Annotated in this window: 1 rRNA gene; it reads left to right on the forward strand. The window is 54.1% G+C overall.

Annotated elements, in window-relative coordinates:
• Positions 1-219, forward strand: a 16S ribosomal RNA gene (locus tag M3206_RS18905); the annotation flags it as partial.
• Positions 220-255 lie beyond the last annotated feature (36 nt).

Genomic DNA, 255 nt, shown 5'->3' on the forward strand with positions numbered 1-255 from the left:
TACATGAAGCCGGAATTGCTAGTAATCGCGGATCAGCATGCCGCGGTGAATACGTTCCCGGGCCTTGTACACACCGCCCGTCACACCACGAGAGTTTGTAACACCCGAAGTCGGTGGGGTAACCCTTTTGGGAGCCAGCCGCCGAAGGTGGGACAGATGATTGGGGTGAAGTCGTAACAAGGTAGCCGTATCGGAAGGTGCGGCTGGATCACCTCCTTTCTATGGAGATTATGAAACAGCTTCGACTGTTTCGTA

The organism is Fictibacillus phosphorivorans, assembly GCF_023715845.1.
Taxonomy (GTDB): domain Bacteria; phylum Bacillota; class Bacilli; order Bacillales; family Fictibacillaceae; genus Fictibacillus; species Fictibacillus phosphorivorans_D.